This window comes from Streptomyces torulosus (assembly GCF_001419765.1).
In the GTDB taxonomy this organism is placed as follows: Bacteria; Actinomycetota; Actinomycetes; order Streptomycetales; family Streptomycetaceae; genus Streptomyces; species Streptomyces torulosus.
Map to the genome: position 1 here is coordinate 1 of NZ_LIRK01000560.1, position 13,889 is coordinate 13,889.

General features: G+C 72.9%; 13 protein-coding genes and 1 pseudogene. 7 read left to right on the forward strand and 7 right to left on the reverse strand.

From position 1 onward, the window contains the following. Positions 1–134 precede the first annotated feature (134 nt). Positions 135–782, forward strand: coding sequence for a TetR family transcriptional regulator (locus AOK23_RS33255; RefSeq protein ID WP_079049852.1), 648 nt, complete (start codon positions 135–137; stop codon positions 780–782). Between the two features lie 112 nt (positions 783–894). On the opposite strand, the gene AOK23_RS33260 is transcribed toward AOK23_RS33255, so the two are convergent. Continuing rightward, positions 895–1,395 (reverse strand): nitroreductase family deazaflavin-dependent oxidoreductase, encoded by a 501-nt coding sequence (locus AOK23_RS33260; protein WP_055716261.1) that lies wholly within the window; start codon positions 1,393–1,395, stop codon positions 895–897. After that, the gene (locus AOK23_RS33265; protein ID WP_055716262.1) at positions 1,395–2,588 is read right to left on the reverse strand and encodes an acyl-CoA dehydrogenase family protein; all 1,194 of its coding nucleotides are present in this window, start codon (positions 2,586–2,588) and stop codon (positions 1,395–1,397) included. The genes AOK23_RS33260 and AOK23_RS33265 overlap by 1 nt, the downstream gene beginning before the upstream one ends. Before the next feature lie 113 nt (positions 2,589–2,701). Here AOK23_RS33265 and AOK23_RS33270 point away from each other — a divergent pair, with 113 nt between their 5' ends. Then, entirely contained in the window at positions 2,702–3,907 is a 1,206-nt protein-coding gene (locus AOK23_RS33270) for a thiolase C-terminal domain-containing protein (protein WP_206336365.1), read from the forward strand. Positions 3,908–3,932: 25 nt separating this feature from the next. Continuing rightward, complete coding sequence (locus AOK23_RS33275) at positions 3,933–4,619, forward strand: pyridoxine/pyridoxamine 5'-phosphate oxidase (protein ID WP_055716264.1); 687 nt, start codon at positions 3,933–3,935, stop codon at positions 4,617–4,619. A gap of 156 nt (positions 4,620–4,775) precedes the next feature. On the opposite strand, the gene AOK23_RS33280 is transcribed toward AOK23_RS33275, so the two are convergent. From AOK23_RS33280 to AOK23_RS33300, 5 genes are all read right to left on the reverse strand, one after another. After that, positions 4,776–5,564, reverse strand: a complete 789-nt coding sequence (locus AOK23_RS33280) for a DUF5995 family protein (protein ID WP_055716265.1) — start codon at positions 5,562–5,564, stop codon at positions 4,776–4,778. 37 nt (positions 5,565–5,601) lie between these two features. After that, the gene (locus AOK23_RS33285; protein WP_079049853.1) at positions 5,602–6,453 is read right to left on the reverse strand and encodes a class I SAM-dependent DNA methyltransferase; all 852 of its coding nucleotides are present in this window, start codon (positions 6,451–6,453) and stop codon (positions 5,602–5,604) included. 137 nt (positions 6,454–6,590) lie between these two features. Beyond that, a complete protein-coding gene (locus AOK23_RS33290) occupies positions 6,591–7,151 on the reverse strand; it encodes a GNAT family N-acetyltransferase (protein ID WP_055716267.1) in 561 nt (186 codons plus the stop codon). Positions 7,152–7,321: 170 nt separating this feature from the next. Next, complete coding sequence (locus tag AOK23_RS33295; RefSeq protein ID WP_055716268.1) at positions 7,322–7,747, reverse strand: Zn-ribbon domain-containing OB-fold protein; 426 nt, start codon at positions 7,745–7,747, stop codon at positions 7,322–7,324. Continuing rightward, positions 7,747–8,193, reverse strand: coding sequence for a DoxX family membrane protein (locus AOK23_RS33300; RefSeq protein ID WP_055716269.1), 447 nt, complete (start codon positions 8,191–8,193; stop codon positions 7,747–7,749). Before AOK23_RS33300 ends, AOK23_RS33295 begins: the two co-directional genes overlap by 1 nt. A 370-nt stretch (positions 8,194–8,563) precedes the next feature. Between AOK23_RS33300 and AOK23_RS33305 the strand changes: the two genes are divergently transcribed. The 4 genes and pseudogenes from AOK23_RS33305 to AOK23_RS45960 all read left to right on the forward strand — a co-directional run. Further along, on the forward strand, positions 8,564–9,772 hold the full coding sequence (locus AOK23_RS33305; protein ID WP_055716270.1) for a flavin-containing monooxygenase: 1,209 nt from the start codon (positions 8,564–8,566) through the stop codon (positions 9,770–9,772). A gap of 460 nt (positions 9,773–10,232) precedes the next feature. Beyond that, positions 10,233–12,485, forward strand: coding sequence for an acetate--CoA ligase family protein (locus AOK23_RS33310; RefSeq protein WP_055716271.1), 2,253 nt, complete (start codon positions 10,233–10,235; stop codon positions 12,483–12,485). Between the two features lie 58 nt (positions 12,486–12,543). After that, positions 12,544–13,371: an enoyl-CoA hydratase/isomerase family protein gene (locus AOK23_RS33315; protein ID WP_055716272.1), complete on the forward strand. Its 828-nt coding sequence runs from the start codon at positions 12,544–12,546 to the stop codon at positions 13,369–13,371. A 254-nt stretch (positions 13,372–13,625) separates the two neighbouring features. Further along, a pseudogene (locus AOK23_RS45960) lies at positions 13,626–13,889 on the forward strand (flavin reductase family protein); the annotation flags it as partial.

A 13,889-nucleotide genomic window follows, 5' to 3' on the forward strand; every position in this document is an offset into this window, starting at 1 on the left:
CGCTTCTCCTCCGCAGCGAAAGAAACCCGCCACCCCGCCGCCCGTCGCGTCCCGAGAAGCCCTTGGTGAAGCCCGTACTCCCCATTTGCAGTCGGCCGAATCGCGCTCCGATCACCCCTCGGTAAGCTGACGGCATGACAGGACAAGTGCGTACCGTCGACGGCCGCGTGGCCGGCCGACGTGGGCAGGCGACCCGGCAGAAGCTGCTCGACTGCCTCAGCGAGATGCTCAGCTCCTCCCCCTACCGGGACGTCAAAGTCATCGATGTCGCCCGGAAGGCGGGGACTTCGCCCGCGACCTTCTACCAGTACTTCCCGGACGTCGAGGGCGCGGTCTTGGAGATCGCGGAGCAAATGGCCGCCGAGGGCGCCACGTTGACGTCCCTCCTCGAAGGACGCTCCTGGGTGGGCAAGGCCGGCTGGCAGACCGCCCAGGAACTCGTCGACGGCTTCCTGGAGTTCTGGCGCAAGAACGACGCGATCCTCCGGGTCGTGGACCTGGGCGCCGCCGAGGGCGACAAACGCTTCTACAAGATCCGCATGAAGATCCTGAACTCGGTCACCAACTCCCTCTCGGAGACGGTGAAGGAGCTCCAGGCCAAGGGCCGGGTCGACAAGGACGTGAGCCCGGGCGCCCTCGCCGGTTCCCTCGTGGCGATGCTCGCCTCGGTCTCCTCGCACCAGAAGGGCTTCCAGTCCTGGGGTGTGAAGCAGGCCGAACTGAAGCCGAACCTGGCCCTGTTGGTGCACCTGGGCATCACCGGCAAGAAGCCCACGAAGTAGCCGGGAGCACCCCGGGCGGCCCCGGACGCGGTCCTGTCACGCGGGCGGCGCCCTCACCCGAGGGACACCGCCCGCCGCGTCCTCACCGCGGGGCCGTCCGCTGCCTCGCACCTCACCGCCGGCTGATCCGGAACACCCGGATCTCCCGCTCCACCCGGGCCTGGTAGGTCGCGTACGGCGGCCAGAAGCGCAGCAGTTCCTTCCATGCCGCCGCCCGTTCCTCGCCCTGGAGCAGCCGCGCGGTGACCGGGATGTCCTCGCCCTTCCAGCTGATCACGGCGTCGGGGTGGGCCAGGAGGTTCGCGGTCCAGGCGGGGTGGTCGGTCCGTCCGAAGTTGGAGCCGATGAGCAGCCAGCTCCGGCCGCCCTCCTCGGGCATGCAGGCCAGCGGCGTGCGGCGCGGCACCCCGCTCCGCGCCCCGGTCGCGGTCAGGACGATCCCCGGCAGCAGTTGCGCGCTGAGGAGCACCTTGCCCCGTGTCACCCGGTGCACGGCCCGGTCAAGCGCGGGGATGACATGGGGCGCCACCCGCGCGAACGCCGGAGCGGACGACACCTTCTGCACCCACCGCACGCCTGCGTCCTTCAGGCCACTCGCGCTCTTCGAGGCCATCAGCCCCGCACCTCCTCGTCGCCGCCGAAAATGCCCGCCAGCTCCGCCGCCCGCCCCCGCAACCGGTGCACGGGGCCGAGGAGCAGTGCGTCCGCCGTGGCGCGCTTGAAGTACAGATGCGCCTCGTGCTCCCAGGTGAAACCGAGGCCGCCGTGGAACTGGACGCCCTCCGCGGCGGCGGTCCGCAGCGCCTCCAGTGCCTGGGCGAGGGCCTGCCCGCCGACCCGCTCGCCGCGCACGCCCGCGCTCCACGCCGCGTAGTACGCCGCCGACCGGGCGGCCTGCACACCCACGTACACGTCCGCCAGCCGGTGCTTGACCGCCTGGAACGATCCGATCGGCCGCCCGAACTGCTCCCGCTGCCCGACATGGGCGACGGTCCGCTCCAGGGCCCGGCCGGCCGCTCCGACGGCCTCGGCGGCGAGGACGGCGGCGGCCGCGTCGCCCACCCCGGCGAGCGCGGCGGGTACGTCCGCCTCGTCGTCCTCGCCCAGCAACTCGGCGGGGGCGTGGCGCAGTTGGATACGGCCCACCGGCCGGGTCTCGTCGAGGGCGGTCTGCCGTACCCGTACGAGTCCGGTCGCCTCCGCCCGGACGAGGTAGAGCAGTGTGCGTGACCGGGCGAATCCGCCGGTGTGGGCGGCCACGAGGAGCAGGCCCGCGCTGTGCCCGTCGAGCACCTGCGTGACCTCCCCGTACAGCCGCCAGCCGTCGCCGGACCGCCGTGCCTGCACTCCCCCGGCGCGGCCACCGCCGGCCCACGCGCCATGGTTGTCGCCGGTCAGGGCGAGCGCGGTGGCGAGGGCGGCGCCGGGTACGGCGAGCGCGGCGGTGAGGCGGCCCGTGGCGAGACGGGGCAGGAGCCGCTCGCGCTGGCGGTCGGTGCCGAGGGCGAGGACGAGGGGGGCCGCGAGGAGGGCGGTGGCCGGCAGCGGCGAGGGGGTGAGACCCCGCCCCAGTTCCTCGCAGGCGAGGGCCAGTTCGGTGACCGAGCAGCCGACGCCGCCGTACTCCTCGGGGAGCGCGAGCCCCGGCAGGCCGAGCTGTTCGGCGAGCGTCGTCCACAGCGCGGTGTCGTATCCCTCGCCGGTCCGCACGGCCGCCCGGACGTCCTCCGGGCCGCTGCGCTTGAGCAGCAACTCCCGTACCGTGCGGCGGATCTCCTCCTGCTCGGCGGTGAAGCGGGCGTCCATGGGCGGGTCCCCCTCTGCTCACCCTCTGCTCGATCTGACGGTGCGTCATGTTAGAGCGGGAGGCGACGGAAGCACAGGTCCCCCACGCGGGAATCTGATGTACCGTCAGATCCATGACCGCTGCCGCCGTACCAGGGATCCGCAGGGGAAGGGCCGGCCGCCGCGAGGTGGCCGTCGTGGGGGTCGCGCTCGCCGACTGCGGGCGGGTGGACGACGCGACGCCGTACGCGCTGCACGCGCAGGCCGCCCGCCGTGCCCTGGCGGACGCGGGCCTGGAGCACACCGTCGTGGACGGGCTGGCGTCGGCGGGCCTCGGGACGCTGGCGCCGGTGGAGGTCGGCGAGTATCTCGGGCTGCGGCCGACGTGGGTGGACTCCACGTCGGTCGGCGGTGCCACCTGGGAGGTCATGGCGGCGCACGCGGCGGACGCGATCGCCGCCGGGCACGCGAACGTCGTGCTGCTCGTGTACGGCTCCACGGCCCGCGCCGACATCAGGGCGGGCCGCCGCACCGGCACCCTCTCCTTCGGCGCCCGCGGGCCCCTCCAGTACGAGGTCCCCTACGGGCACACCCTGATCGCCAAGTACGCCATGGCCGCCCGCCGCCATATGCACCAGTACGGGACGACCCTGGAGCAGCTCGCCTCCGTGGCCGTGCAGGCCCGGGCGAACGCGGCGGCGAACCCGGAGGCGATGTTCCGCACGCCGATCACCGTCGACGACGTGCTGTCCTCCGCGCCGATCGCGGACCCGTTCACCAAGCTCCACTGCTGCGTCCGCTCCGACGGCGGCGCGGCGGTCGTCCTGGCGGCCGAGGAGTACGTACGGGACTGCCGTCCGGCCATCCCCGCCTGGGTCCTCGGCACCGGGGAGCACGTCTCCCACACCGCCATGTCCGAGTGGCCCGACTTCACCGTCTCCCCGGCGGCGGTCAGCGGCCGTCTCGCCTTCGAACGGGCCGGGATCCGCCCGTCCGAGATCGACTTCGCGGAGATCTACGACGCGTTCACCTACATGACGCTGGTGACGCTGGAGGACCTGGGATTCTGCGCGAAGGGCGAGGGCGGCCCCTTCGTGGAGAAGAACCGGCTGACCCTCACCGGGGACCTCCCCGTCAACACCGACGGCGGCGGCCTGTCCGCCCAGCACCCCGGTATGCGCGGCCTCTTCCTCCTCGTCGAGGCCGTCCGCCAGCTGCGCGGCGAGGCCGGCGAGCGGCAGCTCCGCTCCCCCGCCGGCGATCTCCCCCGCCTCTCCGTCGTCTCCGGCACGGGGGGCTGGTTCTGCTCCTCGGGGACGGTGGTCCTGGGGCGGGGGTGAGGGCCCGGCCCGGCAGAATCGGCGCATGAGCACTCCCGGCGCCGACGCCCCCTCCGACTTCGTCCAGCTGCTGCGGACCCTGCGGGTCTGGGACCCCGAGGTCACCGAGCTGCCCGGCTTCGACCCGGCCGCGGCGCCCGCCGCACCGGTCCCCCTGTTCACCACCTGGTTCGCGGACGCGGTCGCGGCCGGGCAGCCCGAGCCGCACACGATGTCGCTGGCCACGGCCGACGAGGAGGGCAACCCGGACGTCCGTACGGTGATGCTGCACGGCGTGGACGACCACGGCTGGCACTTCGCGACGCACTCCGGCAGCCGCAAGGGACGGCACCTCGCGGCCCGCCCGTACGCGGCCCTCGGCTTCTACTGGCCCGTGCGGGGGCGACAGGTGCGAGTGCGCGGCCGGGTCACGGTGGCCCCCGCAGCGTTCGCCCAGGCCGACCTGCACGCCCGCTCGACGGGCGCGCTGGCCGCGGCCCTCGTGGGGCAGCAGAGCGCCGTCCTGCCCTCCCTGGCGGAGCTGGAACGGGCGTCCGACGACGCGTGGGCACGGGCCGAACGGGAGCCGGACGCGCCCGTACCGTCCTGGACGGCGTACACGGTCGAGCCGGACGAGGTGGAGTTCTTCCAGGGCGACGCCCGCCGACGCCACGTGCGGCTCGTCTACCGCAGGGCGGAGGGGGGTTGGGCCAAGGAGCTTCTGTGGCCCTGAGGAACGCGGACACCTGGTGAGAGGCCCCGGGCGGCCGCGGGGCGGCCGGGGGAGCCGGGTTCAGCCGTACGTGCCCTGCCGGGCGGGAAAGCCGGGCTCAGCGGCCGTGCCCTGCCCGGGCGGCCGCGGGGCCGGGGGGAGCCTGGGGAGCCGGGCTCAGCCGTCCGTGCTTCGCCGGGCGGTGGGCCGTTCCATCGCCCTGTCCAGGTGGGCGACGACGGCTGGGACGTCGTCGCTCTCGGTGGCGCGGATCAGCTCCAGGGCCGGCCGGACCAGGCCGCCGGGGCGGGCGATCAGGCGGGCCAGTACGGCGGCCCGGACGTCGAGCCGCTCGATGGTCTCCGCCTGCTCCTCCTCGGTCTGGCCGGCGAGCAGCACGGCGTTGTGCCAGGCCTCCTCACGGGACCGGCGGATGCTGAAGTCGAGGATCCGCTCGTCGCTGCGGGCCCCGATCCGGTCCAGCAGCGACAGGAGCGGCGACAGGGCGTCGATCGAGTCCTGCACCTCCAGGACGACCCGCCCGAGGATGTCGTTGATCAGCAGGAAGTCGCGCCGCAGCGCGTGGATGGACGCACCGGGGCAGGTCCGCGCGGCGGCAACGGCCAGGTCGAGGTTGATGTGCGCGTTCACGCCGAGCAGCAGATGCTGCACGATCACCGTGTCGGAGTCGTCCAGCAGCCCGAACGCCTCACGCCAGCAGCGCGGCCCGCTCCGGTCGGCGCGCCAGGCGTCGTACGCCTCGAAGTAGCGGTTCCCGAAGTGCGTGTCGAACTGATCCATACGGGCGCCGTCGTCGAACTGCCCCTGGTGTATTGCCGTACGGACCTCGACGGTCACCTGCCGGTACAGCGCCGCGAAGTAGCCGATCCGGTCGCCGGCGCGGCGGGCGTCCCGCACGACCTCGGCGAGCCCGTCCACGACCTCGTCGATGTTCCCTGCCGCCATGCCCCACTCCCGTCCCGTGTGCCTCGGCCCTACCGGTTCAGTCCTTCTCCCACACCGACACGTGCCGGGTGCTGTCACTGGTGAACGGCCGCCGGTCCCAGTCCTCCCAGCGGTCGCGCAGCCGCATCCCGGCGAGCCGGGCCATGAGGTCCAGCTCGGCCGGCCACACGTACCGGAACGGGATCGAGAGGTGCGTCGCCCGCCCGTCGACGATCCGCACATGGTGCGACCGCATCCCCTGCGTGGCCACGTCGTACGTGTCGAACCCCAGCCGGTCCGGGCCCACGTGGAACGGCACCGCGTCCTGCCCCGGCGGCAGACTGCGCAGCGCCGGCACGCCGACCTCGATGACGAAGCAGCCGCCGGGCACGAGGTGCGCGGCGGCGTTGCGGAAGCAGTCGACCTGGGCGTCCTGCGTGAGCAGGTTGTTGATCGTGTTGAAGACGAGGTAGGCGACGGTGAACTCGCCGTCCGCGCGGGCGGTGGCGAAGTCCCCGATGGTCACGCCGATCGCGTCCCCGCCGGGCTTGGCCCGCATCCGCTCCACCATGGCGCGCGACATGTCGATGCCGTGCACGGGGACGCCCGCGCGGGCGAGCGGCAGGGCGATGCGCCCGGTGCCGACGCCGAACTCCAGCGCGCGGGGCCGGTGTTCGGACCGTCCGGACCGTCCGGGCTGTTCGGCGAGTTCCGCGATCAACGCCACGGCCGGATCGACCGTCTCCGGGGCGAACATCTCGGCGGACGTCTCGTCGTAGTGGGCGGCGACGGCCTCACCGAAGTAGCCGTCGGGGTCGTCGACGGTGGCGTACCCGTCGTCGGGGGCCTGCGTCTTCACGTCGTGGTCGGGTGTCTGTACGTTTCCGTGGTCACGTCCCTCTGCACGCATTCTCACGACCGTACCGAGGAAACCCCGCCGCCCGCACGCGGATTTCACGCCCCCTTCGGCCGGGGCCGGACGTTCCCGCGCCGCCCGCGCCCGACGTCCCCGCGGGGGCCCTGGCAGGACGTCCCCGCTCGGCCCTGCTACACGTCCCCGCTCGGCTCGGGGTCGGTGGCCAGGTGGGCGTGGAGGTGGGCGTCGCGGAAGGCGTCGTGCCGTCCCGCCTCCCACATAGCACCGCGCAGGGTCCCCTCGTACGGGTACCCGCACCGCTCGGCGATCCGGCAGGACGCGTCGTGGCCGAGGGCGTGGTCGAGTTCGATGCGGTGGAGGCCGAGTTCGGCGAAGGCCCAGCGCGTGGCGAGGTCGACCGAGTGGCGGGCGACCCGCCGGCCGCGGGCCTCGGGCAGCACCCAGTAGCCGATCATGGCCCGCCGCATGAGCCGGTCGATCCCGCTGAACCCGACCTGCCCGAGCGTGACCCCGCTCTCCGCGTCCACGACCCGGAAGGTCGCGGTGCTCCCCTCCGCGTCGGTCTCCGCACGCCGCCGCAACGACTCACGCGCCCCCTCGGGCCCCTCGTCCAGCATCAGAGGCGTGTTCCACCGCCGGAACTCCGGGTCGGAACGCCCCCGGAACCAGGCGTCCACGTCGGCGTCGGACTCGGCGTCCCAGGCGCACAGCACGAGCCCGTGCCCGTGCACCTCGGCACGGGACGCGGCCCCGGACGACTCGGCGGCCCCAGCGGACGCTACGAACCCAGCGGACGCTACGAACCCGGCGGACTCGACGGACTCGGCGGGCGATTCATCGGCACACGACTCAGGAGTACGACTCACACCGCCATTGAAACCGAGGCCGGTTCGCCCCGGCCCTACGGGGTCACGCACACACGGAACACCGGCACCCGGAACTCCCCGGCGTCCCGGAACACCGCCTCCACCTCCATCCCCACCCGCAGGTCCGCCGCCTCGCACTCCACGACCTCGGTCATCATCCGCGGCCCCTCGGCGAGGTCGACGACGGCGGCGACGTACGGGACCCGTTCCCCGAAGGGCGGCAGGTCGTTGCGGTGGACGACGGACCACGTGTACAGCGTGGCCCGGCCGCTCGCCTGCTCCCAGCGCACGTCCTCGCTCCAGCAGTGGGGGCAGAACTCGCGGGGGTAGTGGTGGGCCCGGCCGCACGCCCCGCACCGCCGTACGAGCAGCCGCCCCTCGGCGGCCGCGTCCCAGTACGTACGGCTGAAGGCGTCGGCCTCCGGCAGATCGAACCGGCCGCCGGCCCTGCCGGAGCCCATCAGAGCAGCCCCAGCGCACTGTCGAGCGACCAGCTCTGCCACGACATCCCGAACAGCGCCACGACCGAGATCAGCGCCATCATCGAGTTCTGCCCCTGCTCGGCCCAGTCGTGGATCATCAGCACGAAGTAGAGGAGGTTGAGCAGCAGCCCCCCGACCAGCGCCACGGGGGTGAGGAAGCCGAGGATCAGGCCGATGCCGAGGGCGAGTTCGGCGTACGCGACGACATACGCCATGGTCCGGGGCCGGGGCTTCACCACCACGTCGAAGCCGCTGCGCACCGCCTCCCACCGGTGTTTCCCGGCCACCCCGGCCGCCCAGGCGATCCCGGCGCCCTGGAACCAGGTCTTCTTGTCCTTGTGCCGCCAGCTCTCCAGCCACCACAGCCCGAGCCCGATCCGCAGCACAGCCAGCCATTCACCACCGGAGAGCCAGACCGAGTCCATCGCTGCCGCCCTTCGACGTGTCCGCGCGGGGTTTCTGACGGTACGTCAGTTCAGCGGATGGGAGAGGGAAGCGCAAGACATGGAGGGGGAAGTGCAAGACGTGGAGAGGGAAGTGCAAGACGTGGAGAGGGAAGTGCAAGACGTGGAGAGGGAAGTGCAAGGCGTGGCGAGGGAAGCGCACATCGTATGGACCACCGGGACGCGGCGCGCGCCGGGGCTACCCGCCACCCCCACCCACACCACGCTCCCGCCATATTCCGGGAGACCTACGCCACAGACCTCACGCACACCTCCTCAGCCGTGATCAATCCGCAACCAATTCCGGTCTTGACCGAGACCCATCAATGAGGGACGTGAATACGCTCGGCACATGGCCGACTCCAGAGCTTCCGCGACCCCTGTCTCCGACCACCCGGTCTATGTGATCGGTGGCGGTCCCGGCGGGCTGGCCGCCGCCCACGCGCTGCGTGCCCGGGGGATACGGGCCGTCGTACTGGAGAAGTCGGACGCGGTGGGCGCGTCCTGGCGGCGCCACTACGACCGGCTGCGCCTGCACACCACCCGGCGGCTGTCGGCGCTGCCCGGCCTGCCGATGCCGCGCCGCTTCGGCCGGTGGGTGGCGCGGGACAACGTGGTGCGCTACCTGGAGAAGTACGCCGAGGTCCACGCGCTGGAGATCGTGACCGGCGTCGAGGTCACCCGCGTGGAGCGGAACCCCGACGGCACCTGGCTGCTGCGCGCCACCGGCGGCCGTGAGCTGACCGCCGGCGCGGTCGTGGTCGCCACCGGCTACAACCACACGCCGAACATCCCGGACTGGCCCGGCCGCGACACCTTCACCGGCGACCTGTCGCACGCCTCCGCGTACCGCAACCCCGAGCCCTACGCCGGCCGTGACGTCCTCGTCGTCGGCATCGGCAACACCGGCGCCGAGATCGCCGTCGACCTCGTCGAGGGCGGGGCGAAGCGGGTACGGCTCGCGGTGCGGACGGCCCCGCACATCGTGCGCCGCTCCACGGCCGGCTGGGCCGCCCAGTACAGCGCCGTCCTCGTGCGGCGGCTCCCGGTCGCCCTGGTGGACCGGATCGCCAAGCCGATGGCCCGGCTCAGCGTGCCCGACCTGTCCGCGCACGGGCTGCCCCGCCCCACGTCCGGCCTGTACTCGCGGGTCAACGAGGGCTCCATCCCCGTCCAGGACGTCGGCATCATCGACGCCGTCCGCAAGGGGAAGGTGGAGATCGTCGCCGCGGTGGAGAAGTTCGAGGACGGCAAGGTCGTCCTCGCCGACGGCTCGCACGTCGAAACCGACGCCGTGATCGCCGCCACCGGTTACCGCCGGGCCCTGGAGGGACTGCTCGGCCACCTCGACGTCCTCGACGGGCGCGGCAAGCCGGTCGTGCACGGAGCGCGCTCCCCGCGGAACGCGCCCGGCCTGTACTTCACCGGCTTCACCAACCCCATCAGCGGCATGTTCCGCGAACTCGCCCTCGACGCCGAGAAGATCGCCAAGGCCGTCGCCCACACCGGAGGCGTCGCCACGCGCGACGCGGTCACCGTGCAGGTACGCGCCGCGCGCTGAACGGGCGGCTAGGTCCGTTCAGCTCCAGTACGCCCGTGTTGTTCGACGTGTCCGGGTCGAACTCCGAACTGTCCGGACCCCGGGTGGACGCTCACCGCTCCGGTCACGCCGGGTGTCGCGTTGTCGATCCGCACCTTGAACGTGTACGTCCGCGCGGTGTCCTCCAGGACGTAGTACGGCAGCTCGCAGTCGTAGCGCGGGGCGCCGGTGCGGTTAGCGTAGGAGCCGCCGGAGAGAGTCGAAACCCACCGGCCGTCGAAGACCGACCGCCGCCGTATACGTCTGACGGCCGCCCCCGGCGGGTACAACTCCCCGTACCGCCGCGTAACTTTGCCCGCACGCCCATTCCTGACACAGCGTCAGTTCAGTAATCTGAAATCTGACGCTGTGTCAGTTAGATGAGTGGTACGTGACCGCGTCACCTCAGTGAATTGGCTGTCACACAGGAGCGGGCGGACCGATGCTTGGATCAACCCACGGCACCCTCACCACCGACTCCCGCCGGGCCCGGGCCATCGCCTGCGGCGAGCCCCCCCAGCAGATCGTGCACGGCAGACCTGCCGAGGCCGGCGACCTGGACGTCAGCGGGCGCCCGCTGTACGCCGCCGTCCCCGATCTGGACCGGTTCTTCCGCCCCGAGTCCGTGGCCGTGGTGGGCGCCTCGGACGCGGAGGGCCGGCCCAACACCGGGATCACCCGGCAGTTGCTCGCCTGGGCCGAACGGGTCGGCGCCCGCCTGCACCCGGTGCACCCCACGCGTCCGTCCGTCTTCGGCATCCCCTGCTCCCCTTCCGTCGCCGACCTGCCCGAACAGGTCGACCTCGCCGTGCTGCTCGTCTCCGACCCCCTCCCGCTGATCGACGAACTCGCCGAGGCCAAGGTGAAGTTCGCGGTGGCGTTCGCCTCCGGGTTCGCGGAGACCGGCGAGGAGGGCGCCCTCGCCCAGCAGCGGCTGGCCGCCGCCGTCGCCCGCTCGGGAGGTCTGCGGCTGCTCGGCCCGAACACCAACCTCAACGCCTTCGAACGCTTCCGTGACGACCTGGACGGGCCCGCGATCGCGCTGATCACCCAGTCCGGCCACCAGGGCCGCCCGGTCTTCTCCCTCCAGGAACTCGGCATCCGCCTCTCCCACTGGGCCCCCACCGGCAACGAGGCCGATCTGGAGACCGCCGACTTCATCTCCTACTTCGCCGAGCGCCCCGAGGTGGGCGCCATCGCCTGCTACATCGAGGGCCTCAAGGACGGCCGCTCCTTCCTCCTCGCCGCCGACCGGGCCGCACGGCGCGGGGTGCCCGTCGTGGCCGTGAAGGTCGGCCGCACCGAGGCCGGCGCCCGCACCGCCGCCACCCACACCGGCAAGCTGACCGGCGCGGACGCGGTGGTCGACGCGGCGATGCGGCAGTACGGCGTGATCCGCGTGGACGGTCTGGACGAACTCCAGGACACGGCGACCCTGCTGGCGCGGGCCCGGCGGCCGCGCGCCGAGGCCCCGTCACGTCCGGTGGCCGACGGTGTCGTCGTCTATTCGATCTCGGGCGGCACGGGCGCGCACTTCGCGGACCTGGCGACGGAGGCCGGGCTGCGCCTGCCGACGCTGTCGGAGGCCAAGCAGGCCGAACTGCACCAGTGGATCCCCGACTATCTGAACGTGGCCAACCCGGTCGACAACGGCGGGCACCCGGTGGGCGACTGGCGCGGTCCCCGCATCCTCGACGCGATCCTCGACGACCCGGCGGTCGGCGTGCTGATCTGCCCCATCACCGGCCCCTTCCCGCCGATGAGCGACAAGCTCGCCCAGGACCTGGTGGACGCCGCCGAACGCACCGACAAGCTGGTGTGCGTGGTGTGGGGGTCGCCGGTGGGCACCGAGGACGCCTACCGCGAGACGCTGCTCGGGTCGTCGAAGGTGGCGACCTTCCGCACCTTCGCCAACTGCATCACCGCCGTCCGCGCCCACCTCGACCACGCCCGCTTCACCACCGCCTACCGCTCCCCCTTCGACGAGGCTCCGCGCTCCCCGTCGCCCTCCTTCCGCAAGGCCCGGGCCCTGATGCGGCCGGGGCAGCAGCTGAGCGAGCACGCGGCCAAGCAGCTGCTGCGCGCCTACGGGATACGGGTGCCGCGCGAGCAGCTGGTGACGAGCGCGGCGGCGGCCGTGCGCGCGGCGAGCCTCGTCGGCTACCCGGTGGTGATGAAGGCGTCCGGGGCGCGGATCGCCCACAAGACGGAACTCGGCCTGGTGAAGATCGGGCTGACCTCCGCGAGCCAGATCCGCGACGCCTATCGGGAACTCACCGACATCGCCCGCTACGAGGACGTGTCGCTCGACGGGGTGCTCGTCTGCCAGATGGTCGAGCGGGGTGTGGAGATGGTCGTGGGGGTCACGCACGACGACCTCTTCGGGCCGACGGTGACGGTCGGGCTCGGCGGGGTCCTCGTCGAGGTGCTCCGCGACGCGGCCGTACGCGTGCCGCCCTTCGGGGAGGACCAGGCGCGCGCCATGCTCGACGAACTGCGCGGCCGGGCCCTGCTGGACGGGGTCCGCGGGGCGCCCCCGGCCGATGTCGACGCGCTCGTGGAGGTCGTGCTCCGGGTGCAGCGGATGGCGCTGGAGCTGGGGGACGAGATCGCGGAGCTGGACATCAACCCGCTGATGGTGCTGCCGAGGGGGCAGGGCGCCGTGGCCCTGGACGCGCTGGCGGTGTGCCGCTGAACGCCACCCCAGCACACCGGACAAGGCCATCACACCCCGTAACAGATGGAGCACCCACATGCCCGCTTCCCCCCTTGAACGTCCGGAAAAATCCCGTGACTCATTGATACTGCACGCCACTGACAACGCCGTCTCGTGGATCACCCTCAACCGCCCCGAGGCGATGAACGCCCTCACCCCCGACCAGCGCGACCGCCTCGTCCAACTGCTCTCGGACGCCTCCGCGGACCCCGCCGTGCGGGCGGTCGTGATCACCGCGACGGGCCGCGGGTTCTGCGCGGGCGCCGACCTGCGCGGCGGGGCGGCCCGCCCCGCCGAACGGGTCGCCGGCGACGTGGCCCGCACCATCCGTCTCGGCGCCCAGCGGCTCGTCGCGGCCGTCCTCGACTGCGAGAAGCCGGTGCTGGCGGCGGTGAACGGCACGGCGGCCGGCATCGGCGCGCATCTCGCCCTCGCCTGCGATCTGGTCCTGGCGGCCGAAGAGGCCCGTTTCATCGAGGTGTTCGTCCGCCGCGGGCTCGTCCCCGACGGCGGCGGCGCCTACCTCCTGCCCCGGCTGATCGGGCCGCAGCGCGCGAAGGAGCTGATGTTCTTCGGCGACGCCCTGTCCGCCGCCGACGCGGAACGGCTCGGCCTGGTCAACCGGGTCGTCCCCGCCGCGGACCTGGAGAAGACGGCCCGTGAGTGGGCCGAGCGCCTCGCCGCCGGCCCCACCCGCGCCCTGGCGCTGACCAAGCACCTGGTCAACGCCTCCCTCGACACCGACCGCGCCACCGCCTTCGCCGCCGAGGCCGCCGCCCAGGAGATCAACATGACGACGGCGGACGCCCAGGAGGGCGTGGCAAGCTTCGTCGAACGCCGCGCACCCCGCTTCGAGGGCCGCTGAGTTCAGCCCGCGCCCCGCCTCCCGGCGACGACGGCCCGCGCCGGGGAAGGCGACGAACCGATCACCGCCGGAGCGACCGGCACGGCGGGCGACGCGAAGCGACCCGCACACCACCACCGGCACGGCGGGCGACGTGCGGCCATGTGCACACCGGCACCACCCCCGACACCCGCACCACCCCCGACACCGGCACCGGCACGGCGGCCGTTGCGACCCTTCACTTCTGACGGCCCGTCAGTTTCAATGGGGCTGTGATGGGACATGCGGGAATGGCGGCGGCCGCCGTCCGATATCTACGGTCCGACCGGACGCGGGCGACCGCGCCCACACGCCCGGTCGAAGCACTGCCCCGCCCCGAGCTGCGCTGTGTCCGCGAGGGCGAGCGGGTGCCGGTCGACCAGGCGGAGTTCCGCCGCGTCCTGGGCAGCTTCGCGACGGGCGTGACGGTCATCACCGCCCCACAGGCACCCGACACCACCCCGGGCCCAGGGCCGGCGCCCCGCCCCGGAGCAGCACCC

Excerpts from the sequence above, each read along its gene's own strand:
- AOK23_RS33255 (WP_079049852.1), top strand. The coding sequence starts at position 135 with ATGACAGGACAAGTGCGTACCGTCGACGGCCGCGTGGCCGGCCGACGT.
- AOK23_RS33260 (WP_055716261.1), bottom strand. The coding sequence starts at position 1,395 with ATGGCCTCGAAGAGCGCGAGTGGCCTGAAGGACGCAGGCGTGCGGTGG.
- AOK23_RS33265 (WP_055716262.1), bottom strand. The coding sequence starts at position 2,588 with ATGGACGCCCGCTTCACCGCCGAGCAGGAGGAGATCCGCCGCACGGTA.
- AOK23_RS33270 (WP_206336365.1), top strand. The coding sequence starts at position 2,702 with ATGACCGCTGCCGCCGTACCAGGGATCCGCAGGGGAAGGGCCGGCCGC.
- AOK23_RS33275 (WP_055716264.1), top strand. The coding sequence starts at position 3,933 with ATGAGCACTCCCGGCGCCGACGCCCCCTCCGACTTCGTCCAGCTGCTG.
- AOK23_RS33280 (WP_055716265.1), bottom strand. The coding sequence starts at position 5,564 with ATGGCGGCAGGGAACATCGACGAGGTCGTGGACGGGCTCGCCGAGGTC.
- AOK23_RS33285 (WP_079049853.1), bottom strand. The coding sequence starts at position 6,453 with ATGCGTGCAGAGGGACGTGACCACGGAAACGTACAGACACCCGACCAC.
- AOK23_RS33295 (WP_055716268.1), bottom strand. The coding sequence starts at position 7,747 with ATGGGCTCCGGCAGGGCCGGCGGCCGGTTCGATCTGCCGGAGGCCGAC.
- AOK23_RS33300 (WP_055716269.1), bottom strand. The coding sequence starts at position 8,193 with ATGGACTCGGTCTGGCTCTCCGGTGGTGAATGGCTGGCTGTGCTGCGG.
- AOK23_RS33305 (WP_055716270.1), top strand. The coding sequence starts at position 8,564 with ATGGCCGACTCCAGAGCTTCCGCGACCCCTGTCTCCGACCACCCGGTC.
- AOK23_RS33310 (WP_055716271.1), top strand. The coding sequence starts at position 10,233 with ATGCTTGGATCAACCCACGGCACCCTCACCACCGACTCCCGCCGGGCC.
- AOK23_RS33315 (WP_055716272.1), top strand. The coding sequence starts at position 12,544 with ATGCCCGCTTCCCCCCTTGAACGTCCGGAAAAATCCCGTGACTCATTG.